At 70.1% G+C, this 20,571-nt stretch carries 20 protein-coding genes and 5 tRNA genes; 18 read left to right on the top strand and 7 right to left on the bottom strand.

Annotation, left to right across the window (positions count from 1 at the left end):
• Positions 1-2: 2 nt before the first annotated feature.
• Positions 3-3,824, bottom strand: coding sequence for a sensor histidine kinase (locus tag J8N05_RS34030; protein ID WP_210889559.1), 3,822 nt, complete (start codon positions 3,822-3,824; stop codon positions 3-5).
• Between the two features lie 599 nt (positions 3,825-4,423).
• On the opposite strand from J8N05_RS34030, the gene J8N05_RS34025 reads away from it, so the two are divergent.
• From J8N05_RS34025 to J8N05_RS33985, 9 genes are all read left to right on the top strand, one after another.
• Positions 4,424-4,612 (top strand): hypothetical protein, encoded by a 189-nt coding sequence (locus J8N05_RS34025; RefSeq protein WP_189775466.1) that lies wholly within the window; start codon positions 4,424-4,426, stop codon positions 4,610-4,612.
• Between the two features lie 125 nt (positions 4,613-4,737).
• The gene (locus J8N05_RS34020) at positions 4,738-5,526 is read left to right on the top strand and encodes a fumarylacetoacetate hydrolase family protein (RefSeq protein WP_210889557.1); all 789 of its coding nucleotides are present in this window, start codon (positions 4,738-4,740) and stop codon (positions 5,524-5,526) included.
• Entirely contained in the window at positions 5,519-7,003 is a 1,485-nt protein-coding gene (gltX, locus tag J8N05_RS34015) for a glutamate--tRNA ligase (protein ID WP_210889556.1), read from the top strand. Before J8N05_RS34020 ends, gltX begins: the two co-directional genes overlap by 8 nt.
• Positions 7,004-7,084: 81 nt before the next feature.
• Positions 7,085-7,852, top strand: a complete 768-nt coding sequence (locus J8N05_RS34010; protein ID WP_210889554.1) for an HAD family hydrolase — start codon at positions 7,085-7,087, stop codon at positions 7,850-7,852.
• A gap of 89 nt (positions 7,853-7,941) precedes the next feature.
• Positions 7,942-8,013, top strand: a tRNA-Gln gene (locus J8N05_RS34005).
• 43 nt (positions 8,014-8,056) lie between these two features.
• Positions 8,057-8,129, top strand: a tRNA-Glu gene (locus tag J8N05_RS34000).
• Between the two features lie 62 nt (positions 8,130-8,191).
• Positions 8,192-8,264: transfer RNA gene (locus J8N05_RS33995), tRNA-Glu, on the top strand.
• Positions 8,265-8,285: 21 nt separating this feature from the next.
• Positions 8,286-8,357, top strand: a tRNA-Gln gene (locus J8N05_RS33990).
• A gap of 20 nt (positions 8,358-8,377) precedes the next feature.
• Positions 8,378-8,450, top strand: a tRNA-Glu gene (locus J8N05_RS33985).
• 150 nt (positions 8,451-8,600) lie between these two features.
• Here J8N05_RS33985 and ndgR read toward each other — a convergent pair.
• The gene (gene ndgR, locus J8N05_RS33980) at positions 8,601-9,317 is read right to left on the bottom strand and encodes an IclR family transcriptional regulator NdgR (protein WP_107021936.1); all 717 of its coding nucleotides are present in this window, start codon (positions 9,315-9,317) and stop codon (positions 8,601-8,603) included.
• Between the two features lie 190 nt (positions 9,318-9,507).
• On the opposite strand from ndgR, the gene leuC reads away from it, so the two are divergent.
• The 4 genes from leuC (at position 9,508) to J8N05_RS33960 (ending at position 12,853) form a co-directional block, all read left to right on the top strand.
• The gene (leuC, locus tag J8N05_RS33975; RefSeq protein WP_210889552.1) at positions 9,508-10,938 is read left to right on the top strand and encodes a 3-isopropylmalate dehydratase large subunit; all 1,431 of its coding nucleotides are present in this window, start codon (positions 9,508-9,510) and stop codon (positions 10,936-10,938) included.
• A gap of 5 nt (positions 10,939-10,943) precedes the next feature.
• Positions 10,944-11,537 carry a 3-isopropylmalate dehydratase small subunit gene (leuD, locus tag J8N05_RS33970; protein ID WP_210889550.1) on the top strand — a complete coding sequence of 198 codons (594 nt, stop codon included), beginning with the start codon at positions 10,944-10,946 and terminating at the stop codon, positions 11,535-11,537.
• A 266-nt stretch (positions 11,538-11,803) separates the two neighbouring features.
• Positions 11,804-12,034 carry an SCO5555 family protein gene (locus tag J8N05_RS33965; RefSeq protein ID WP_107021933.1) on the top strand — a complete coding sequence of 77 codons (231 nt, stop codon included), beginning with the start codon at positions 11,804-11,806 and terminating at the stop codon, positions 12,032-12,034.
• 138 nt (positions 12,035-12,172) lie between these two features.
• Positions 12,173-12,853, top strand: coding sequence for an HU family DNA-binding protein (locus J8N05_RS33960; protein WP_210889548.1), 681 nt, complete (start codon positions 12,173-12,175; stop codon positions 12,851-12,853).
• Positions 12,854-12,937: 84 nt separating this feature from the next.
• On the opposite strand, the gene J8N05_RS33955 is transcribed toward J8N05_RS33960, so the two are convergent.
• Positions 12,938-13,138, bottom strand: coding sequence for a hypothetical protein (locus J8N05_RS33955; RefSeq protein ID WP_210889546.1), 201 nt, complete (start codon positions 13,136-13,138; stop codon positions 12,938-12,940).
• Between the two features lie 226 nt (positions 13,139-13,364).
• Positions 13,365-13,997, bottom strand: coding sequence for a 2-phospho-L-lactate guanylyltransferase (gene cofC, locus J8N05_RS33950; protein WP_210889544.1), 633 nt, complete (start codon positions 13,995-13,997; stop codon positions 13,365-13,367).
• 144 nt (positions 13,998-14,141) lie between these two features.
• On the opposite strand from cofC, the gene J8N05_RS33945 reads away from it, so the two are divergent.
• The 3 genes from J8N05_RS33945 to J8N05_RS33935 are packed head-to-tail and all read left to right on the top strand — an operon-like array spanning position 14,142 to position 17,243.
• Positions 14,142-15,011 carry a lysophospholipid acyltransferase family protein gene (locus tag J8N05_RS33945; protein ID WP_210889542.1) on the top strand — a complete coding sequence of 290 codons (870 nt, stop codon included), beginning with the start codon at positions 14,142-14,144 and terminating at the stop codon, positions 15,009-15,011.
• Positions 15,008-16,027, top strand: a complete 1,020-nt coding sequence (locus J8N05_RS33940; protein ID WP_210889540.1) for an NAD(P)H-dependent glycerol-3-phosphate dehydrogenase — start codon at positions 15,008-15,010, stop codon at positions 16,025-16,027. The genes J8N05_RS33945 and J8N05_RS33940 overlap by 4 nt, the downstream gene beginning before the upstream one ends.
• 58 nt (positions 16,028-16,085) lie before the next feature.
• Positions 16,086-17,243, top strand: a complete 1,158-nt coding sequence (locus J8N05_RS33935) for a D-alanine--D-alanine ligase family protein (protein ID WP_210889538.1) — start codon at positions 16,086-16,088, stop codon at positions 17,241-17,243.
• Positions 17,244-17,395: 152 nt separating this feature from the next.
• Here J8N05_RS33935 and J8N05_RS33930 read toward each other — a convergent pair whose 3' ends face one another.
• Together J8N05_RS33930 and J8N05_RS33925 are read right to left on the bottom strand one after the other, a co-directional pair.
• On the bottom strand, positions 17,396-17,905 hold the full coding sequence (locus J8N05_RS33930; RefSeq protein ID WP_210889536.1) for a DUF3515 domain-containing protein: 510 nt from the start codon (positions 17,903-17,905) through the stop codon (positions 17,396-17,398).
• A 20-nt stretch (positions 17,906-17,925) separates the two neighbouring features.
• Positions 17,926-18,159 carry an Lrp/AsnC family transcriptional regulator gene (locus J8N05_RS33925; protein WP_210889534.1) on the bottom strand — a complete coding sequence of 78 codons (234 nt, stop codon included), beginning with the start codon at positions 18,157-18,159 and terminating at the stop codon, positions 17,926-17,928.
• Between the two features lie 285 nt (positions 18,160-18,444).
• Between J8N05_RS33925 and J8N05_RS33920 the strand changes: the two genes are divergently transcribed.
• Both J8N05_RS33920 and thiD read left to right on the top strand, forming a co-directional pair.
• Positions 18,445-19,410 (top strand): thiamine-phosphate kinase, encoded by a 966-nt coding sequence (locus J8N05_RS33920; protein WP_190850100.1) that lies wholly within the window; start codon positions 18,445-18,447, stop codon positions 19,408-19,410.
• Positions 19,407-20,267 carry a bifunctional hydroxymethylpyrimidine kinase/phosphomethylpyrimidine kinase gene (gene thiD / locus J8N05_RS33915; RefSeq protein ID WP_210889532.1) on the top strand — a complete coding sequence of 287 codons (861 nt, stop codon included), beginning with the start codon at positions 19,407-19,409 and terminating at the stop codon, positions 20,265-20,267. Before J8N05_RS33920 ends, thiD begins: the two co-directional genes overlap by 4 nt.
• 116 nt (positions 20,268-20,383) lie before the next feature.
• Here the strand turns inward: thiD and rpmB are convergent, their stop codons facing one another.
• Positions 20,384-20,569 (bottom strand): 50S ribosomal protein L28, encoded by a 186-nt coding sequence (gene rpmB, locus J8N05_RS33910; protein WP_149515409.1) that lies wholly within the window; start codon positions 20,567-20,569, stop codon positions 20,384-20,386.
• Positions 20,570-20,571 lie beyond the last annotated feature (2 nt).

Raw genomic sequence — 20,571 nt, 5'->3', positions numbered from 1 at the left:
AACTAACGCTCCTGCTGGTGAGTGGGGCTGGGGAAGCTGCCGGTCTGGCCGGTACCGGCCTGGCGCCCCTGCTGAATGCCCCTACGAAGATTGGTCAGCCGTCCGCGTACGTCATCGGGCGCACGCGAGACCTGCGGACCGGTTTGGTGCTGTTGCTGCTGCTGAGCCGTTCCCGCGACAAGGTTCGCGCGGGGGACCCGGCGCGGCAGACCCGAGACGGTCACGCCACCCGCGGAGGGCTGGCGTACCCGCTCGGCCTGACGGCCGAGTTCGTCATTGGGAGTGGTCCGCCAGGAGGAGGCGGAAGCGCCGGCGGGTGCCGGACGCTGCGGGGCCGCGGGAGCCTGGGCGGGCTGCTGCGGCGTCTGCTCGTTCTGGGCGCCGTCGCCGCCCTGAGCCTGGTTGAACCAGTTGGTTTCCAGGGTGTCGTACAGCGGTGTACGTCCGTCGCCGGGACTCGTCGCCGGCGGCAGCTCCCAGCCCTCGTTCGGTCCCCGTACCTCTTCGGGCCGCTGGGGAGCGGTCCGGTTGTCCGGCTCCGGGGGGAGCGAGGGGCGGCGGCGCGGCTGCGGGCGCTGCTGCGAGGGGCGGTTGCCGTTGACGGGCCGTTCGAACTGCCCGGTGCCACCGTCCTGCCGCTCGCCGTAGCCCTCGCTGTAGCCCTGCGCCGGGAACTGCCCGGTGTCCTGCTGGGCCGGTGCCGCGTACTGACCGTTGCCGTTGGTCCCGGTGTCGTAGCCGTTCGGGGCGTACTGCGCCGGGTCCTGGCGGTTGTACTGGCCGCCCGCCTGCGGGTTGTGCCCCGCACCGGAGTGGTTCGGCGAACCGAACACGTCCGTGCGGACGAACTGTCCGTTGTCCTGCGGCGCGTTCGTGCCGGGACGCGGGGCGTCGTAGTCGGGCCGCTGGAACTCGGCGGTGGACGCGGGTCCGGCCTGCCGGTCGTCGATCCGCGGCATCTGCGAGGTGACGTCCGGCTCCTCGTGGCCGCGCGGGGCGTCCTGCGAGGAACGCGGCACCGGCGGCTGCGCGTTGTCGTCGCTCCAGCTGGGCACCCGCGGCTGCGGGTTGCCGCCCGGCAGCTCGGCGCGCGGACCGCCGCGGGGCGGCAGCTGCGGAGACTGCTGCTGGGGGCGGCGGCCCTGGTCGCCGTTGCCGGCCGGACGCTGCTGGTGCTGCTGCCCGGAACCGGGGCCGCGGTTGCCGCCCATGGTGTCCTGGCGGTTGCCGCCGAACAGGTCCTGCTGGCCGCCGGAGTTGTTCCCGAAGCCGTTGAAGCTCTGCTGGGCACCGGCGCCCGCGGGGGCCGGCCTGCCCTGCGGCGGGTACGGGGGCTGCTGCTGCGGGGACTGCTGGTTGCGGTTGCCGCCCGGCGCACCCGGTCCACCCGGACGGCCGCCCGCCTCGGGCCTGGGCAGTGCGGCCCGCGGCGCGGAACCCGCTCCGACCTGGCCACGCTGCGGCGGCGGGTTCAGCCGGCCGCCGTTGCCGCCACCCTGCGCACCGGCGCCGAGCGCGGGACCGTTGCCGGCTCCGCCCCGGCGGGCCGCCGCGACACCGGCCGCGGCCTGCGCCGCCGCCGGACCGCCGACGGCGGGAGCGCCCTGGCCCTGCTTGTTGCCCGGAACCTTCTTGCCGCCCTGGGCCACGTCGACCGGGAGCATGACCAGCGCGGTCGTACCACCGGAGTCGGACGGGCGCAGCTGGATGCGGATGCCGTGCCTCTGCGACAGACGGCCGACCACGAACAGACCCATGCGGCGCGAGACCGAGACGTCCACGGTGGGCGGCGAGGCGAGCCGCTCGTTGATCGCCGCGAGGTCCTCGGGCGAGAGGCCGATGCCGGTGTCGTGGATCTCGATCAGTACGCGGCCGTCGGGCAGCGCGTGACCGGTGACCTTGACCTTGGTCTGCGGGGAGGAGAACGACGTGGCGTTCTCCAGCAGCTCGGCGAGCAGGTGCACGAGGTCGTTGACCACGCGGCCGGCGACCTCGGTGGTGGGCACCGAGGAGAGTTCGATGCGCTCGTACTGCTCCACCTCGGACGCGGCGGCGCGGAGCACGTCGACCAGCGGGACCGGGCGGGTCCAGCGACGGCCGGGCTCTTCACCGGCGAGGACCAGGAGGTTCTCACCGTTACGGCGCATGCGGGTCGCGAGGTGGTCGAGCTTGAACAGCGAGGACAGCTGGTCCGGGTCGGCCTCGCGGGACTCCAGTTCGGAGATGAGCGAGAGCTGACGCTGGATGAGGCCCTGCGAACGGCGCGAGAGGTTGGTGAACATCGCGTTGACGTTGCCTCGCAGGAGGGCCTGCTCGGCGGCGAGTCGCACAGCCTCGCGGTGCACGTCGTCGAAGGCCGCGGCCACCTGGCCGATCTCGTCCTTGGAGTGCACACCGACCGATTCGACGGACGTGTCGACGTCCTGCGGGTCGGACTCGGAGAGCTGCTTGACCAGCTCGGGCAGCCGGTCCTGGGCGACCTTCGTCGCGGTGTCCTGCAGCCGGCGCAGCGAGCGGATCATCGAGCGGGCCACCACGAAGGCGCCGACCAGCGACACACCGAGCACCAGCAGGATCAGCGCACCGGAGATGATCGCTTCCTGCTCGGCCTCGTTGCGCAGCTCGCGGGCCTTCTGCTCCATCTGGTTGAGGAGCGTCAGCTCGATCTTCGACATCTCCAGGATCTTGGCGGAGTCGGCGTCCACCCAGTCCAGGTACGAGCGCTTGGCCTGCAGCTGCAGGCCGTTGTTGCGCTGCAGGACGCGCGACAGGTAACCGTCGGCGTCCTTGATGGTCGGGCTCGGCTCGTCGAGCGGCTTGGTGAGCTGGTCCGCGTTGCCCTCGTAGATGTTGGCGAAGCTCGTGAGTTCGAACTTCTGGTTCTCGAAGGCGGAGAGGCCGTACTGACGGTCGTTCGGGGAGAGTTCACCGAACGTCTTGTTCGTGGCGGGCAGGGCCGCGGCGATGATCGCCCGCTGGACGGACGCGTACTCCTTGGCGGTGGAGAACGCCGCCAGGGCGCGCGTGCGCTGGATCATCTCGGGGTTGCTGGTCGCCTCGGCCATGTCCTGGGAGAGACCGAGCAGCTGCTCGATGAGGCGGTGGTACGCCTCGACCGACTGGGACGAGTTGTCCTCGTCCTGGAAGGCGTTGTTGCGGACCTTGTTGAGGGTGTTCAGCTGGGTGGCGATGGCCACCACGTTGTCGCGTACACCGTCGAGGTTCTCGTTGTTGTCCGCGTCGTCGAGCTCGTGGGTGCCTTCCAGGAAGGCGGCACGCGCACGGTCCGTCTTGTCGCGGAGGCCCTTGATGGCGACGTCGCTGGCCTTGGTGCCGTTGGCGAGCGGACCGGCCGACTTGTCGCGCTCCGTCTGGAGCGCCGCGGCGAGCTCGGTCGCCTGCTTGGTCATGTCGGTCAGCAGCTTCATGTTTTCGAGCTGCTGGATCTCGTCCATCGTGTCGCTGATGCGCAGCGCGCCCAGCGAGGTGGCCGCGACCACGGGCAGCGCGAGCAGCGAGACCAGACGCGTGGAGATGCGCCAGTTGCGCAGTGCTATTCGCGAGCCGGGGCCGCTGGGGGCCGTCGCCTTGGGCGGCGCGGGAGCCGGGGTGCCGGGAGCACCGTTCGCCGCGTTCGGACCGCCCTTGCCCTGCGCGCCCTTGGGCGCACCGGGCCGCGAGGAGCGGTCTCCGTTGTTGCCGGCCTGCGCCGGTCCCGGGTTCTGGGCGTGCTGGGGCGAGGAGCCGACTGCCCTGGGGCCAGTCCCGCCTTGCGGCTCCGGCTCCGCCGAAGCGCTGCCATCCCTCTTGAAACGTCCCTGCACTAGCGTCGCAACCTCTGGACCAGGCGCCCCTCCGTGTGAACGGCGGGACGGTGTCGGCGTCTTGGGGGAGCCCTGAAAGCTCTCCCAGTGGTGGTCGTGAGTGACCGGCGCAGGTTCCCCTTTCCCGCCGCCACTCGGCGCTGCGTTGCGCCCTTGCGCGCCGGGTCGTTCCTGCGGCGGTCCGAGGAATTCCAGCACAGTGCCGGATCTCCAACAAGGCCCATGGGTCATGCTGTGACCTCCGTGACGCGTTGTGAGGGCAGCGTCACGAGACGTAGAAAGTGACCTCATCCATATCGGACACTTAGGGACGAGACCTTCGCGCACAAGCGGTGTCCCAGTCGCCATGATCAGGAGCGGAATGATGTCTTCCGTGCCGCAATGTCCGTTTGGTGGCCTAGAGGTGAGGGTCCTAAATAACCCATATGCCCGGCAGTAAGTGAGGAAACTCACACGACGATCACGGCGTCTTCACGGCTTCGACAGGGAAGCGGATGTTTAGCCTGACGCTTTACAGGGATGGCAAATCCGACAACCCGCGCCTACGCGACGGTTCCCGAACCCGCGGCGCCTCCAAGGAACAGGGCCTGTAACCCCAGATGAAGACGACGATGACCTTCCTCAACATAGCCAACCCGCGGCGCACCACCCTGGCGCACCTCGAAGACGCCGAGGAACTGCGTACGCCGGAGCGGGAAGGGCACGCCGTCGAGCTCCCCGCGCAGACCGCCAACCCCCGCCGCACGATCCTGATGGACGTCCCGGTCGCGGCGGGCGTCACCGAGTAGTCACCCCGCCCGGGGCGGACCCGCCCCGGTGGGCCCCGGCCCGTAATGCGCGAGGCGGCCGCCCCTTGCCGCGTTAGCCTGGAGCATCAGACTCCGGCCAGCTCAGTGAGGGGCGCAAGGACACCGTGCGCATCGCCAGGTTCTCCATCGACGGCAACGTCGCGTTCGGTGCGGTCGAGGGCGAGAGCCCTCCTGGATCGACCGACGGCCTCGTGCTCGACATCATCAAGGGCATCCCGTTCGCCGACTTCGAGCTCTCCGGGACCAAGGTCCCGCTGAGCAAGGTCCGCCTCCTGCCGCCCGTGCTCCCGAACAAGGTCGTGGCCTTCGGCCGCAACTACGCGGACCACGCCAAGGAGATGGGCGGCGAGGTGCCCGACGCCCCGTTCGCCTTCTTCAAGCCCTCCACCTCGGTGATCGGCTCCGGCGACGACATCGCGTACCCCTCCTTCACCGAGGAACTGCACCACGAGGCCGAGCTGGCCGTGGTCATCGGCCGGATGTGCCGTGAGGTCCCGCGCGAACGTGTCAAGGACGTGATCCTCGGCTACACCTGCGCCAACGACATCACCGCGCGCGACATCCAGCGGCGCGAGAAGCAGTGGGCCAGGGCCAAGGGCTTCGACTCCTCCTGCCCGCTCGGCCCCTGGGTGGAGACGGACCTCGACCCGTCCGACCTCACCATCCAGTGCACGGTCAACGGCCAACAGCGCCAGCTGGGCCGCACCAGCGAGATGATCCACTCCATCGAGGATCTGATCGTCAACATCACCGAGGCCATGACGCTGCTCCCCGGAGACGTCATCCTCACGGGCACCCCCGCCGGGGTCGGCCCCCTCGGTGTCGGCGACGAGGTCGCCGTCACCATCGAAGGCATCGGCACTCTCACCAACAAGGTTGTCAAGCGTGGCTAGCGCATCCGACCCCGCCGTCCGAGTACGTTTCTGCCCCTCCCCGACCGGCAACCCCCACGTGGGCCTGGTCCGCACGGCCCTCTTCAACTGGGCGTACGCCCGCCACACCGGCGGCACGTTCGTCTTCCGCATCGAGGACACCGACGCGGCCCGCGACTCCGAGGAGTCGTACGAGCAGCTCCTGGACTCGCTGCGCTGGCTGGGCTTCGACTGGGACGAGGGCCCCGAGATCGGCGGCCCCCACGCGCCGTACCGCCAGTCGCAGCGCATGGACCTCTACAAGGACGTCGCGCGCAAGCTCCTCGACGCCGGCCGCGCCTACCACTGCTACTGCTCGACCGCCGAGCTGGACGCCCGCCGCGACGCCGCCCGCGCCGCCGGCAAGCCCTCCGGCTACGACGGCCACTGCCGCGACCTGAGCGCCGAGCAGAAGAGCGCGTACGAGGCGGAGGGCCGCACGCCCATCGTCCGCTTCCGTATGCCCGACGAGCCGATCACCTTCACGGACCTGGTCCGCGGCGAGATCACGTACCTCCCGGAGAACGTGCCGGACTACGGCATCGTCCGGGCCAACGGCGCCCCGCTCTACACGCTGGTCAACCCGGTCGACGACGCCCTGATGGAGATCACCCACGTCCTGCGCGGCGAGGACCTGCTCTCCTCCACCCCGCGCCAGATCGCCCTCTACAAGGCGCTGACCGAGCTGGGCATCGCCAAGGAGACCCCGGCCTTCGGCCACCTCCCGTACGTGATGGGCGAGGGCAACAAGAAGCTCTCCAAGCGCGACCCCGAGTCCTCGCTGAACCTCTACCGGGAGCGCGGCTTCCTCCCGGAGGGGCTGCTGAACTACCTGTCCCTGCTGGGCTGGTCGCTCTCGGCGGACCGCGACATCTTCTCCGTCGAGGAGATGGTCGCCGCCTTCGACGTCTCGGACGTGAACCCCAACCCGGCGCGCTTCGACCTCAAGAAGGCCGAGGCCATCAACGCGGACCACATCCGGCTGCTGGACGTCAAGGAGTTCGCCGAGCGCTGCGCCCCCTGGCTGAAGGCCCCCTTCGCGCCCTGGGCGCCGGAGGACTTCGACGCGGCCAAGTGGGACGCGATCGCCCCGCACGCCCAGACCCGCCTCAAGGTGCTCTCCGAGATCACCGACAACGTCGACTTCCTGTTCCTGCCGGAGCCGGCCGTCGACGAGGCGTCCTGGACGAAGGCGATGAAGGACGGCTCGGACGCTCTGCTCACGACGGCCCGCGAGAAGCTGGAGGCCGCCGACTGGTCCTCCGCCGAGTCCCTCAAGGAGGCCGTGCTGGCCGCCGGTGAGGCGCACGGCCTGAAGCTGGGCAAGGCGCAGGCCCCGGTCCGCGTCGCCGTCACCGGCCGCACGATCGGCCTGCCCCTCTTCGAGTCCCTGGAGATCCTGGGCAAGGAGAAGTCGCTGGCGCGCATCGACGCGGCGCTCGCGAAGCTGACCGCGTAGGCGATACACGGGGAAGGGGCGGCATCCACAGCGGATGCCGCCCCTTCCCGCGTCCGCCGGGGGCGGAGGTACCGTCGGACCATGACGATCCGAGCGGTGCTGTGGGACGTGGACGACACGATCTTCGACTACACCACGGCCGACCGGGCCGGTATGCGCGGGCATCTGACCGCCGAGGGACTGCTCGGCGGATTCGCTTCCGTGGAGCAGGCCCTGGACCGCTGGCGCGAGCTCACCGACGAGCAGTGGGCGCGGTTCGCGGCGGGCGAGGTGGACTGGGAGGGCGGGCGCCGGGACCGGGTGCGGGCCTTCCTGGACCGGCCCCTGAGCGACACGGAGGCGGAGGACTGGTTCGGCCGTTATCTGGGTCACTACGAAGGGGCCTGGGCGCTGTTCCCGGACGTCCTGCCCGTCCTCGACCTGCTGGCGGGCAGCCACCGCCACGCGGTGCTCTCCAACTCCAGCCTGCGTGTCCAGGACCACAAACTGCGCGTCCTCGGCGTACGGGACCGCTTCGAATCGGTGCTGTGCGCGGCCGAACTGGGCGTCTCCAAACCCGCGGCGGAGGCGTTCCACACGGCCTGCGAGGCCCTGGACCTGCCACCGCACCAGGTCGCCTACGTCGGGGACCATCCGGAGATCGACGGGCGGGGCGCAGCCGACGCCGGCCTGTTCTCCGTCTGGATCGACCGCACGGGCATGAGCACGGTCACACCCCCCGCTCCGGACGCCGTACCGGGCCCGCCCGCGGATCGGCTCTCCCACCCGCGCCGCATCGTCTCGCTGGCCGAACTCCCCGCGATCCTCCGGCCCGATACCCGTTTTGGAGCGCCGTCCACCTTCAGGTAATGTTCTTCCTGCGCCGCCGGAGTGCGGGTCGAAAGACCACAGGCCGGAGGCGCAAGCTAAAACAAAATCCCCATGGGGTTGAGTTTCAGTGGCCTATGGTGTAATTGGCAGCACGACGGTTTCTGGTTCCGTTAGTCTAGGTTCGAGTCCTGGTAGGCCAGCTCGCAGAGCTTATCTGCACAAGCAGAGATCCAGCTCTGCAAGGCCCCCGTTGTGTAGCGGCCTAGCACGCCGCCCTCTCAAGGCGGTAGCGCCGGTTCGAATCCGGTCGGGGGTACAGATCCTTCCCAGGGGGTCAGTACGGGTCGCACCCGCTGACGCTCATGCAGGATCGCTAGGGCCCCCGTTGTGTAGCGGCCTAGCACGCTGCCCTCTCACGGCAGTAGCGCCGGTTCGAATCCGGTCGGGGGTACTGAGTGGTCTAGACCACTATTGGGCTATGGTGTAATTGGCAACACGACGGTTTCTGGTTCCGTTGTTCTAGGTTCGAGTCCTGGTAGCCCAGCTGGATCACTTGTGATCCTCGCCCCCGTTGTGTAGCGGCCTAGCACGCTGCCCTCTCACGGCAGTAGCGCCGGTTCGAATCCGGTCGGGGGTACAGAGAGAAGAAGCCCTCCCCACCAGGGGAGGGCTTCTTCCGTGTTGCGCGCCTTGAAGACGTCGGGCGAGGACATCAGGTGCGGGCGTCAACCCTGGCCGTTCGCTGCGGCGTTGAAGCGACCGGCCGGGGGAGTCGACGGGGTGGGAGTCAGCTGGTGCGGCGCAGGGCCTCCGACAGGCGCGCGGCCGCGTCGATGATCGCCTGGGCGTGCATCCGGCCCGGGTGGCGCGTCAGCCGCTCGATCGGGCCCGACACCGAGACGGCGGCGACCACGCGGTTCGAGGGCCCGCGCACCGGCGCGGAGACGGACGCGACGCCCGGCTCCCGCTCGCCGATCGACTGGGCCCAGCCCCGGCGCCGTACGCCCGACAGGGCCGTCGCCGTGAAGCGGGCGCCCTGGAGGCCGCGGTGCAGACGCTCCGGCTCCTCCCAGGCCATCAGGATCTGGGCCGAGGAACCGGCTTTCATCGTGAGCGTCGAGCCCACCGGGACCGTGTCCCGCAGACCCGACAGGCGCTCCGCCGCGGCGACGCAGATGCGCATGTCGCCCTGGCGGCGGTAGAGCTGGGCGCTCTCGCCCGTGATGTCGCGCAGATGCGTGAGCACCGGGCCCGCCGTCGCGAGGAGGCGGTCCTCGCCCGCGGCCGCGGCCAGCTCGGCCAGCCGGGGGCCGAGAATGAAACGGCCCTGCATGTCGCGCGCCACCATCCGGTGGTGTTCAAGTGCCACGGCGAGGCGATGTGCCGTGGGCCGTGCCAGTCCGGTCGCCGCGACCAGTCCCGCGAGGGTGGCCGGACCGGACTCCAGTGCGCTCAGGACAAGGGCTGCCTTGTCCAGAACGCCGACGCCGCTACTGTTGTCCATGAAACGATACTCGCGTCTCACTCTGTGAAACGCAAGTTCAATTTTCCGTGGAACGCGCCACCCTGATACGTACAAGGCCCGTGGACCGACGGGCCTGGCGGAAGACGTCCGGTACGGGGGGTACGGGCGCCCGCCGCCCCGGAAATCTCTAGTTGGGCCGGCGCCACACAGGCCGGCCGGAGGGAAAGCGATGGGTAGGACACTCGCGGAGAAGGTCTGGGACGACCACGTCGTCCGGCGCGCGGAGGGCGAGCCCGACCTTCTCTTCATCGATCTGCACCTGCTGCACGAGGTGACCAGCCCCCAGGCCTTCGACGGCCTCCGTCAGGCGGGGCGCCCCGTGCGCCGTCTCGACCTCACCATCGCGACCGAGGACCACAACACCCCCACCCTCGACATCGACAAGCCCATCGCGGACCCGGTCTCCCGGGCCCAGCTGGAGACGCTGCGCAAGAACTGCGCCGACTTCGGCGTGCGCCTGCACTCGCTGGGCGACGTCGAGCAGGGTGTCGTCCACGTCGTCGGCCCGCAGCTGGGCCTGACCCAGCCCGGGACCACGGTCGTGTGCGGCGACTCCCACACCTCCACGCACGGCGCGTTCGGCGCGCTGGCGTTCGGCATCGGCACCTCCCAGGTCGAGCACGTGCTCGCCACCCAGACGCTGCCGCTGGCCCGCCCCAAGACCATGGCCATCACGGTCGACGGCGAACTCCCCGAGGACGTCACGGCCAAGGACCTGATCCTGGCGATCATCACCAAGATCGGTACGGGTGGCGGCCAGGGCTACATCCTGGAATACCGCGGCTCCGCCATCGAGAAACTCTCGATGGAGGCCCGCATGACCATCTGCAACATGTCGATCGAGGCCGGCGCCCGCGCGGGCATGATCGCCCCCGACGAGACCACCTTCGCGTACATCGAGGGCCGCGCCCACGCCCCCCAGGGCGAGGACTGGGACGCCGCCGTCGCGTACTGGAAGACCCTGAAGTCGGACGACGACGCGGAATTCGACGCGGAGGTCGTCATCGACGCCGCCTCCCTCGCGCCGTTCGTCACCTGGGGCACCAACCCCGGCCAGGGAGCACCGCTTTCGGCCGCCGTCCCCGATCCTGCTTCGTACGAAGACGCTTCGGAGCGGTACGCCGCCGAAAAGGCCCTGGAGTACATGGGGTTGACCGCCGGGCAGCCGCTGCGGGACATCAAGGTCGACACCGTCTTCGTAGGTTCGTGCACCAACGGCCGCATCGAGGACCTGCGCGCCGCCGCGGAGATCGTGGGAGGCCGCAAAGTCGCCGACGGCGTACGCATGCTGGTCGTCCCCGGCTCCGCGCGCGTCGGTCTGCAGGCCGTCTCCGAGGGCCTCGACCTGGTCTTCAAGGAGGCCGGCGCCGAATGGCGGCACGCGGGCTGCTCGATGTGTCTGGGCATGAACCCCGACCAGCTGGCCCCCGGCGAGCGCTCCGCGTCCACCTCCAACCGCAACTTCGAGGGCAGGCAGGGCAAGGGCGGCCGTACGCACCTGGTGTCGCCGCAGGTCGCCGCCGCCACGGCCGTACTGGGCCATCTGGCGTCCCCCGCCGACCTGTCCGACGCCGACGTCCGTACGCCCGCTGGAGTCTGAGAGCCATGGAAGCATTCACCAAGCACACCGGCCGGGCGGTCCCGCTGCGCCGCAGCAACGTGGACACCGACCAGATCATCCCCGCCCACTGGCTCAAGAAGGTGACCAGGGACGGCTTCGAGGACGGGCTCTTCGAGGCCTGGCGCAAGGACGCGTCCTTCGTCCTCAACCGGCCCGAGCGCGCGGGCGCCACGGTCCTGGTCGCCGGTCCCGACTTCGGCACCGGCTCCTCGCGCGAGCACGCCGTCTGGGCCCTGCAGAACTACGGCTTCAAGGCGGTCGTCTCCTCGCGCTTCGCGGACATCTTCCGCGGCAACTCTCTGAAGAACGGCCTGCTCACAGTGGTTCTGGAGCAGAAGATCGTGGACGCGCTCTGGGAGCTCACCGAGAAGGACCCCGAGGCCGAGATCACGGTCGACCTGGAGGCCCGTGAGGTGCGCGCCGAGGGCATCACGGCCGCCTTCGACCTCGACGAGAACGCCCGCTGGCGGCTGCTGAACGGGCTGGACGACATCTCCATCACCCTCCAGAACGAGGCGGACATCTCCACGTACGAGGCCAAGCGGCCCTCCTACAAGCCGCGGACCGTTCAGGTCTGACCCGAGCCGGACCGGCACGGCTGATTCCAGCCAGGCAACAGGCCTCTGTACCCCCAATCGTGGACGGTTGGGGGTACATCCGTGTCTGCCTCCGGAAGGGGTGTTCCGGCCTTTGTGATTGGCCTCAACTACCCTTGTTTCAATGGCCCTTGATGGGGTAGCCGAAACCCGGCAGAGCCAGGTGGCGAGGTGTGCGGGAGGCCCTCGGGAGGCGGTAGTTACCCCCTGCGCAGGCGACAACTCGCCCCAGATGGCACAATCTGTGCATGGAACACGACGGCCAACTCGACCTCTATGCGGCAGTCGCGTCCCAACTCAAGGAAGCGCACACATCGGTGCGCGCACTGCAAGTCCCGGAGGGCGTACGGATGGCGCTGACCCGGAAGCTGCTGGTCATTACGGCCGTGGCCAAACACGATCTCGCCGATGCGACAAGGCGTCTGGAGCGGTTCACGACGGACCTCGACGAGGGCCGAATCCCCGAAGAGGAACGCTGAGGAACTTGGGCGGCGCCCCAGTTCGTTGCGGCACAAGGGTGATTAGCCCGTTTCGTGTTTGATTTGCGGTATATATCTGCCTAACGTGCGAAAAAGCTTGAACACTTTCGTTCTGGCAATGTCTCCGAAGGGGAAGACGTGAACAAGGCGCAGCTCGTAGAAGCGATTGCCGACAAGGTCGGCGGGCGTCAGCAGGCCGCTGACGCGGTCGACGCCGTACTGGACGCCGTGGTGCGTGCAGTTGTCGGCGGGGACCGGGTCTCGGTCACCGGCTTCGGTTCCTTCGAGAAGGTGGACCGTCCGGCCCGTTACGCCCGCAACCCGCAGACCGGAGAGCGGGTTCGGGTCAAGAAGACCTCCGTGCCCCGTTTCCGCGCGGGCCAGGGCTTCAAGGACCTGGTGAGCGGCTCGAAGAAGCTCCCCAAGAACGACGTCGCGGTCAAGAAGGCGCCCAAGGGCAGCCTGAGCGGTGGCGCTTCCGCCACGGTCAAGAAGGCCGCGGCCAAGAAGGCCACCACCGCCAGGAAGGCGACGGGGGCCGCGAAGAAGACCACGGCCGCGGCGACGACCCGCAAGGCGACCGCGGCGAAGAAGACGTCGTCCGCAGCTGCGAAGAAGACCACCGCGGCCGCCAAGAAGACGACCGCCAAGAAGACCTCGGCGGCCGCGAAGAAGACCACGGCGGCGGCGAAGAAGACCACCGCGAAGAAGGCGGCGGCGAAGAAGGCCCCCGCGAAGAAGGCCGCGGCCAAGAAGGCGCCGGCCAAGAAGTCGGCGGCCCGTACGACCACCGCCAAGAAGGCCACCGCCCGCAGGTAGACAGGGGCGCAGGGCATAAACGCGCCGGGCCGGGCTCCCACGGGGGAGCCCGGCCCGCGGCGTTTTCGGAAGCTTCGGGTCGCCTCAGAAGGTCTGCAGGGTCACCAGGGTGATGCGGCGGTCGTCCTCACCCTCGACCTCGATCCGTACGCGCTGGCCCGGACGGAGCAGTCTGAGGCCGCCCTTGTCGAAGGCCGGGGCGTCGAAGGGGACGGGGGTGCCGTCGTCCAGGAGCACTTGGCCCGTGCGGGTCTCTGGGTCGTATGTGTACGCGGTGGCCTGCATGGCTGAAGGGTATGCGGTTCCCCTGCCGGGGGAGGGGTGGGGTTTCTGGGGTCGGTGGGTGTGTGCGGGTCGGTGGGGGCCGGTCGCGCAGTTCCCCGCGCCCCTTGGGGTGTCCGGGGTTGGTGGGTACCTGCGGGGCGGTGGGGGCTTGTCGCGCAGTTCCCCGCGCCCCTGTCGGGGCTCGGCTTGTAGTGCCCCCGCGCCCCTTTGGGGTGTCCGTCGGGGCTCAGGCTGCTTTGAGGCGTTGGGCTGCTGTTGCCGTGCGGGGGCCGACGCCCAGGGCCAATGCCGCTCGCAGGTCCGCGCCCGTGTCCACGTCCTGGCGTACGGAATCCACCGCGGTCAGCAGGAGTTCCGCGGCGCCCGAGGCGCGATGGCGCGCGCGGGAATCCGTTCCGAAAGCGGGAAGCAATTCGTGACCCGGGGACGCACCCAGGAGAGTGGTACCGATTCCGGCGGCGTCCGCGAGGAAAGCCCGGGGGAATTCGGCGGCGGCCATGAGTACCCGGGCCAATTCGAGAGGGCGCAGCGCGGGCAGATCCGCGTTCATGGCGGCCAGCGGTGTGTGCGGGTTCGCGATGCGTACGACGGCCTCCGCGTGCCGCAGGGCCGCGTTCAGGCCGCCTCCGGGCTCGTCCGGGACGATCCGGGCACCCAGGGCGGCCAATTCGCGTCCGGCAACGGCGTCGCCCGTGACTACGGCCACATCCGCGACTTCCGGGCAGGCCAGCGCCGCGGCCACCGTGTCCTGCGCGAAGGCGAGGGCGAGCCCGGGGCGCAGACCGTCGGCCGCCGTGTCCGAGAGCCTGCTCTTCGCCCGCGCAAGGGCTTTGAGGGGTACGACCATGATCCATTGCACGAGCGTCTCGTCCCTCCCTTGTCCCGCCCATTGTCCCCCGGGCGCCGGAGAGGGGCCGAGGCCGGGGCGTACGGTGTTCTCGACAGACCGGCGGTCCGGGGTGACACTTGTCCGGCCCCCGAGGCCCAAGAGGAAGGTGTTCGCGTGTCCCGCCGCAGAATCGGCTTCTGGTACCGCTTCTCAGCGGTCCTCGTCAAACCGCCCCTGGTGGTTCTGATCAAGCGGGACTGGCGTGGAATGGAGAACATTCCTGCCGATGGCGGATTTATCACCGCGGTCAACCATAATTCTCACGCCGATCCGTTCGCGTACGGGCACTTTCAGTACAACACCGGCCGCGTTCCGCGTTTCCTCGCCAAGAGCGGGCTTTTCAAGAGCGGATTCGTCGGAGCGGCCATGCGGGGCACCGGGCAGATCCCGGTCTATCGCGAGAGTTCCGACGCGCTCAGCGCCTACCGGGCCGCGATCGACGCCGTGGAGCGCGGGGAGTGCGTCGCCTTCTATCCCGAGGCCACCCTCACCCGTGACCCCGACCTGTGGCCGATGACCGGCAAGACGGGTGCCGCGCGGGTCGCGCTGCAGACCAGGTGCCCGGTGATCCCGGTGGCCCAGTGGGGCGCCAACCACCTGCTGGCCCCGTACGCGAAGAAGCCCGACCTCTTCCCGCGCAAGACGCACCACGTGCTCGCGGGCCCGCCCGTGGACCTCTCGCGGTTCTACGACAAGGAGATGACCCCCGACCTCCTGAAGGAGGCGACCGAGGTCATCATGGCCGCGATCACCGCGCAGCTGGAGCTGATCCGCGGCGAGAAGGCACCGGCCACGCGGTACGACCCGCGCCTGGTGCGGATCGAGCAGCGGCGCAGGACACGGGAACAGGACGAGCAGGAAGCGCACGACGAGCACGACGAGCTGAACGCGCGCCGGGGACCGGCCGCGCAGGAGAAGACCGCGCGGGAAGCAGACGCGCGGGACACGACCGAGGCAGAGCACGAAAAGGGGCACGGCAAGTGACGACATCCGGCAGGCCCGTCAAGGCGACCGTCTTCGGGACCGGATCGTGGGGCACCGCCTTCGGCATGGTGCTCGCCGACGCCGGCTGCGACGTGACGCTGTGGGGACGGCGGGCCGCACTCGCCGAAGCGGTCAACTCCACCCGCACGAACCCCGACTACCTGCCGGGCATCGAACTCCCGGAGAACCTGCGGGCCACCACGGACGCCGCCGAGGCCGCCCGCGGCGCCGACTTCACGGTGCTCGCCGTGCCCTCGCAGACGCTGCGCGAGAACCTGGCGGACTGGGCGCCGCTGCTCGCGCCCGGCACGGTCCTCGTCTCCCTCATGAAGGGCGTCGAACTCGGCTCCGCGATGCGGATGAGCGAGGTGATCGAGGACGTCGCGAAGGTCGGCGCCGACCGGATCGCCGTGGTCACCGGGCCCAACCTGGCCCGGGAGATCGCCGCCCGGATGCCGGCCGCCGCCGTGGTCGCGTGCCGCGACGAAGGGGTGGCCCAGCGGCTCCAGGCCGCCTGCCACACGCCGTACTTCCGGCCCTACACCAACACCGACGTGGTGGGCTGCGAGCTCGGCGGCGCGGTCAAGAACGTCATCGGTCTCGCCGTCGGCATCGCGGACGGCATGGGCCTGGGCGACAACGCCAAGGGGTCCCTCATCACACGGGGGTTGGCGGAGACGACCCGGCTCGGGCTCAGGATGGGCGCCGACCCGCTGACGTTCGCGGGACTCGCGGGTCTGGGCGACCTCGTGGCGACCTGTTCCTCGCCGCTCTCGCGCAACCACACCTTCGGTACGAACCTCGGCAAGGGCATGACCCTCCAGGAGACCATCGCGGTCACCAAGCAGACCGCCGAGGGCGTCAAGTCCTGTGAGTCCGTACTGGACTTGGCGCGCCGGCACGGAGTCGACATGCCCATCACGGAGACCGTCGTCGAGATCGTCCACGAGGGCAAGCCGCCGGTCGTCGCCGTCAAGGAACTGATGTCACGCACCGCCAAGCCGGAACGGCACTGAGCGACCCCGCCACCGGCCGCTGACTCGGAGCCCTACCACCGGGTACTCTCAACCCGATATGAGCACCGAGAACCTTCCCCAGAGCCCTGAGCAGCCGCCTCGCAAGCCGCGCGTGGCCGTCGTCTTCGGCGGGCGCAGCTCCGAACACGGGATCTCCATGGTCACCGCCGGAGCCGTCCTGCGGGCCGTCGACCGGACCAAGTACGACGTCCTGCCGATCGGGATCACCCGGGAAGGCCGCTGGGTGCTCACGGCCGACGACCCGGAACGGATGACGATCACCGAACGCCGTACGCCCGACGTCGAGTCGCTCGCCGAGTCGAGCGAGGGCGGCGTGATCCTGCCCGTGGACCCCGCCAACCGCGAAGTGGTCTACAGCGAGCCGGGTTCGGTGCCCAAGGCGCTCGGCGAGGTCGACGTCGTCTTCCCGATGCTGCACGGCCCGTACGGCGAGGACGGCACCCTTCAGGGGCTGCTGGAGCTCTCCGGTGTCCCGTACGTCGGCTCGGGTGTGCTCGCCTCGGCCGTCGGCCAGGACAAGGAGTACATGAAGCGGGTGTTCACCTCCTTCGGGCTGCCGGTCGGCCCGTACGTGGTGATCCGGCCCCGCGAGTGGGAGCAGGACGAGTCGGCGGCCCGGAAGAAGATCATCGACTTCGCGGGGGAGCACGGCTGGCCGCTCTTCGTGAAGCCCGCGCGCGCGGGCTCGTCGATCGGCATCACCAAGGTCGAGGACCTGTCCGGCCTCGACGAGGCGATCGCGGCGGCCCAGCACCACGACCCGAAGATCATCGTGGAGGCGCTGCTGCGCGGCCGCGAGATCGAGTGCGGGGTCCTGGAGTTCGAGGACGGGCCCCGGGCCTCCGTACCGGCCGAGATCCCGCCGGTGCAGTCGCACGCGTACTACGACTTCGAGGCGAAGTACATCGACTCGACGCCCGGCATCGTGCCGGCCCCGCTGACTCCCGAGCAGACCGCCGAGATCCGGCGCCTGGCCGTCGAGGCCTTCGAGGCCGCGTCCTGCGAGGGCCTGGTCCGCGCGGACTTCTTCCTCACGGAGGACGGCGAGTTCGTGATCAACGAGATCAACACGATGCCCGGCTTCACGCCGATCTCCATGTACCCCAAGATGTGGGAGGCGACGGGGGTCCCGTACCCGGAACTGGTGGACCGCCTGATCCAGGCGGCCCTGCGCCGCTCGACGGGCTTGCGGTAGAGCCGCTTTGTTCTGAGGGGCGTGGCCACCGGCTTCGCTTCTTCGGGCGGCGCCGGGCCCTTGCCTTTAGGGGCGCGGGGAACTGCGCAGCACCAGCCACGACGCACCCGCACCCGACAACGCACCGGCGGAGCACGAACCGGCCGTGGCCATCAGTCCGCGATCCCCAAAGGGATCGTCTTCTTGATGGCCCCGGCCAGATCGACGAGAACAGAGGACGTGTCCCGCCCGGACGGCACCGTCACCTCGACGTACACGCTCCGCTGAGCGGAGGTGAAGCGGGTCACCCCGCCGTCCCGTTCCTCCATCAGCCACCCCACCCCGTTCACGCCGCCCCCGATCGCGTCGGGATCACTCCCGTCGGCCACCTTGGGGTCGACCATCTTCGCGGGCCGCGACACCCCGCAGCGCAGTATGATCGCCGGGCTTCCCCAGCCCGCGGTCAGCGCCGACCGGGGCTCGGGATCCTTCCGGTCGAGGCCGTCCACCTTCTGTGGGAGCGACTTGTCCAGGTTCCGGCACAGCTCGGCGGCCTTCGCACCCGGACTGGGAACCGGGGCCGGGGCGTTGTCGTCTGCTGAGGAGCAGCCTGTGGCGGCGATCAGCAGAACGAGGGCGGGCAGCCCGACCAAGGAAGCACGCCGGTGACGGAAGGAGTCCACCGGCCCAGCGTAGACGGGGGCTACAGGTGCACGACCGGGCAGGTCAGGGTGCGGGTGATGCCGTCCACTTGCTGGACTCGCGCGACCACCATGCGGCCGAGCTCGTCGACCGTGTCGGCTTGGGCCCGCACGATCACGTCGTACGGTCCGGTCACGTCCTCGGCCTGGATCACCCCCGGAATCTTGCTGATCGTCTCGGCGACGGTCGACGCTTTGCCGACCTCCGTCTGGATCAGGATGTACGCCTGTACCACGGAACCTCCAGGGCGGCCACGAGGATCATGTGGGGAAAAGGAACGCCACGGTATCGCGTCGCCGCACGCCACGGGGAGACCCGCGGGGGCGGGGGCTTGCGCGCCAGGGTGCACGGACGGCACAGGTTGACGGTTGACTCGACGGTACCGAGGTACGGGACGGCCCGCGACCGGACGCACGCGGGACGCGGCCGGGCCGACGTGGGAACAGAAGCGCGGCCGAGCGGCAACAGAAGCAGAGAAGGCAACCCGGTTCATGGGCACGAAGGGAACAGGTGAGACTCGGTGAAGGGAACCGTGGGCGAGTTGGGGGAGTTCGGGCTCATCAAGGAGCTCACCTCCCGGCTCACCACCACCCCGGCGGTACGCGTCGGGCCGGGTGACGACGCGGCCGTGGTGGCCGCCCCCGACCGCAGGGTCGTGGCGAGCACCGACATCCTCCTGGAGGGGCGGCACTTCCGGCGCGACTGGTCCACGGCGTACGACGTCGGGCGCAAGGCCGCCGCGCAGAACCTCGCGGACATCGCCGCCATGGGCGCGGTGCCGACCGCACTGCTGCTCGGCCTGGTCGTCCCGGCCGAACTGCCCGCCACCTGGCCCTCCGAGCTGATGGACGGCCTGCGCGACGAGTGCCAGGTCGCGGGCGCGGCCGTGGTCGGCGGGGACGTCGTACGCGGCGACACGATCACCGTGGCGATCACCGCGCTCGGCGATCTGCGCAACCACGAGCCGGTGACCCGGGCCGGCGCCCGGCCCGGCGACGTGGTGGCCGTGACGGGCTGGCTGGGCTGGTCCGCGGCCGGGCACGCCGTGCTCTCCCGCGGCTTCCGCTCGCCGCGCGCCTTCGTCGAGGCCCACCGGCGCCCGGAACCGCCGTACCACGCGGGCCCCGCGGCGGCCGGGCTCGGCGCGACCTCCATGACGGACGTCAGCGACGGGCTGATCGCCGACCTCGGGCACATCGCCGAGGCCAGCAAGGTCCGCATCGACATCCGCTCCGGTGCCGTGGACATCCCCACGCAGATGAACGACATCGGTCAGGCCGTCGGCGTCGACCCGATCCAGTGGGTGCTCACCGGCGGCGAGGACCACGCGATCGTCGCGACCTTCCCGGCGGACGTGAAACTGCCCGCCCGCTGGAAGGTGATCGGCGAGGTCCTCAACCCGTCGGCGCTTCCCCAGGTCACCGTCGACGGGGCGCCCTGGACCAGCAAGGGCGGCTGGGACCACTTCGGGGACATCGAGTCATGAGCACCCCGCAGAGCGTCCCTTCCCGCACCCCGCCGGATGCCCCTCCCCGCACCCCGCCGCGTGTGCTGACGGTCGCGGGCTCCGACTCCGGTGGCGGGGCCGGGATCCAGGCCGACCTGAAGACCATGCTCGCGCTCGGCGTGCACGGCATGAGCGTGCTCACCGCCGTCACCGCGCAGAACTCCCTCGGCGTACAGGGCGCCTGGGAGCTGCCGGTGGAGGCGGTGCGGGCCCAGTACCGCAGCGTGGTCGACGACATCGGCGTCCAGGCGGTCAAGACCGGCATGCTCTCCTCCGCCGAACTCGTGGAGGCCGTGGCCGAGTTGATCGGCGGCACCGACGCACCGGCCGTGGTCGACCCGGTCGGAGTCTCCAAGCACGGCGACTCCCTGCTGGCCTCGTCAGCCCTGGACTCCGTACGGACGAAGTTGCTCCCGGTCGCCACGGTGGCGACACCGAACCTCGACGAGGTGGCCCAGCTCACGGGGGTCACGGTCGAGTCGGAGGACGGGATGCGGCGGGCGGCGGAGGCCGTGCTGTCGTACGGGCCCGCCTGGGCGCTGATCAAGGGCGGGCACCTGAGCGGGGACGCGGTGGACTACCTCACCGACGGCTCCGACGAGCTGTGGCTGAGCGCGCCCCGGTTCGACAACCGGCACACCCACGGCACGGGGTGCACGCTCGCGAGCGCGATCGCCTCCGAGCTGGCGAAGGGGCTGTCGGTGCCGGACGCGGTGGTGGCGGCGAAGGAGTACGTCACCGGGGCGATCGCGGCCGGATTCGCGCTCGGGGCCGGGATAGGCCCGGTCCATCACGGCTGGCGGTTCACCTCAGAGGCCGGGAGCGACCGAGAGTGACCGGGTAGCCGGGGCGCCGTATCGCCGCGATGTCCGGGAACAGCAGAAAGCCGGTCCTCCGTGAGGGGGACCGGCTTTGAGCGGTGGACCAGCAGTGGCTGCGCGCTGTGCAGATGTCAGCGCGAGACCTTGCCGGCCTTGATGCACGAGGTGCAAGCGTTGACGCGCTTCGGCGTCCCGCCGACCACGGTACGGACGCGCTGGATGTTCGGGTTCCAGCGACGGGACGTACGGCGGTGCGAGTGCGAGATGCTGTTGCCGAAGCTCGGCCCCTTGCCACAGACGTCGCAGTTGGCAGCCACGG

Origin of the sequence: Streptomyces liliiviolaceus, from assembly GCF_018070025.1 — a bacterium.
GTDB classification, from domain to species: Bacteria; Actinomycetota; Actinomycetes; order Streptomycetales; family Streptomycetaceae; genus Streptomyces; species Streptomyces liliiviolaceus.
Note: the sequence above shows the minus strand (reverse complement) of the source record. Positions and strands in the feature narration are given on the sequence as shown.